Source organism: Undibacterium sp. Tian12W (assembly GCF_049339405.1).
In the GTDB taxonomy this organism is placed as follows: domain Bacteria; phylum Pseudomonadota; class Gammaproteobacteria; order Burkholderiales; family Burkholderiaceae_D; genus Undibacterium.
Genome location: NZ_JBMPPK010000058.1, coordinates 1 through 1,493, shown reverse-complemented (window position 1 = coordinate 1,493; position 1,493 = coordinate 1). Strand labels below are relative to the sequence as shown.

Genomic DNA, 1,493 nt, shown 5'->3' with positions numbered 1-1,493 from the left:
ACCTGCCAAGCTCATTATTGGCGCTATGATGAGAAAGTTGATACATGTCGCTTTGGGGGTGTTGAAGTCCGGAAAGCCATTCGATGCTAGCTTGCATTTAGCTTGACTGGAATAACAGTATCTACGTGCTAGTCGTGAGGTGGATACAGTCGTAATTGGACATGAAGGTGCATTAGAAGATGTAGGCTTCCATCTCGGTGGAAATCAGTTTGACGGACCGATTAATTGGTTAAATGTTGTTCCAGGAAGTGGACGTTCTGTGACTCTTTCAAATGGAGAGGTTCTAAAGAACCTTGACCAAAGTCGCTATAAAGTGGATTTTGAGCATCCGTTAGCAGATTTGATTAGAGAAACGGGAGCACCTATGAACATTTCGATTCAGGCTGTGTATAGCTCCTCTAACTCCACAAGAAGGCCAGATTTGTTTGTTGCCGGTTATCAGAAGTCAGATGGCGATTGGATATTTACAAGGTTTATAAATAGAGCAGGAGGATAATTGTGATTTTATTGCCAAAATTTGAAACATTAAATTTCATTGTTCAAGAAATTGCTAGTACAGCACCAATGGATTGGAGAAAAATAATTTACTATGAGGAGCTACTAAAAGAGGATGGAGACGATTCATTAAGAAATAAATCTACAGTGAGATGTCGGTGTGGACCAGAGATGCTCAAATATGACAAATTTAATGTTTGGGGATCTTTTGAGTCAATGAAGGCCATTGAAGCGTTATACGAAGACGATTTAAAAAGTGGTAAAGAATGGAGAGGTTTTCTATTAGTTATCCATGAAGATGGTAGATTTAACTCTCAATTTCTTTATGACAAGACTCCGTTATTGGACAATAATGAAGAGGAGTTAGAGAAAATTCTAGAAGCTGCTGAGAGTCTGTAAAAATATCTGCCGTTCAGTACGATTGCGTTACACTAATCGTACCTAGGTGCAACAACTTATATAACGCAAAATGCCAGACCTGTCATAAGCCACTGTCAATCTGATGATCGGGTTTTTTAAAGAATACTGGCTATCGAACTCATCGAATGACTCTGGATCTCCCAAAACCCTGTGTACGTCTTGTTGGGTCATATTATTCTTTAGTCCAAATGGTAGTTCCCCCTCAAAAGCAGAATGGTCATTGGATTTTTTAACAAATATTTGTATGTCAAAGACCTTATTGTTCTCGAACAATACGTCCACACCTTTTTCGCTTGATCCGATGTAACGGCGGGATGGTGGGTCATCAAATATGTCCTTGAGATTATATTTATTTAATATGATCTCGGTCTCTTTTTCCTCTTCATGTTTACCAAGAAGAGAAAGCAAGTCTGCTGCAAAAGATGTCATGTTTAATCCTGCAATTCAGTGTCGTAGATACTGTTATTCCAGTCAAGCTAAATGCAAGCTAGCATCGAATGGCTTTCCGGACTTCAACACCCCCAAAGCGACATGTATCAACTTTCTCATCATAGCGCCAATAATGAGCTTGGCAGGTT

Annotated in this window: 3 protein-coding genes and 2 pseudogenes; 3 read left to right on the top strand and 2 right to left on the bottom strand. The window is 39.5% G+C overall.

All coding sequences use genetic code 11. The annotated features are described in order from the left end of the window. From ACO0LI_RS30575 to ACO0LI_RS30565, 3 genes and pseudogenes are all read left to right on the top strand, one after another. Positions 1 to 106 (top strand): annotated as a pseudogene (locus ACO0LI_RS30575) (IS110 family transposase); the annotation flags it as partial. A gap of 33 nt (positions 107 to 139) precedes the next feature. Continuing rightward, a complete protein-coding gene (locus tag ACO0LI_RS30570) occupies positions 140 to 496 on the top strand; it encodes a hypothetical protein (RefSeq protein ID WP_422952839.1) in 357 nt (118 codons plus the stop codon). 2 nt (positions 497 to 498) lie between these two features. Then, on the top strand, positions 499 to 894 hold the full coding sequence (locus ACO0LI_RS30565; protein WP_423037691.1) for a hypothetical protein: 396 nt from the start codon (positions 499 to 501) through the stop codon (positions 892 to 894). Positions 895 to 936: 42 nt separating this feature from the next. On the opposite strand, the gene ACO0LI_RS30560 is transcribed toward ACO0LI_RS30565, so the two are convergent. Beyond that, on the bottom strand, positions 937 to 1,344 hold the full coding sequence (locus tag ACO0LI_RS30560; RefSeq protein WP_423037689.1) for a hypothetical protein: 408 nt from the start codon (positions 1,342 to 1,344) through the stop codon (positions 937 to 939). Between the two features lie 42 nt (positions 1,345 to 1,386). Continuing rightward, positions 1,387 to 1,493 (bottom strand): annotated as a pseudogene (locus ACO0LI_RS30555) (IS110 family transposase); the annotation flags it as partial.

What these genes read in the sequence shown, in the direction of transcription:
- ACO0LI_RS30560 (WP_423037689.1), bottom strand. Translation starts at nt 1,344, where the DNA reads ATGACATCTTTTGCAGCAGACTTGCTTTCTCTTCTTGGTAAACATGAA.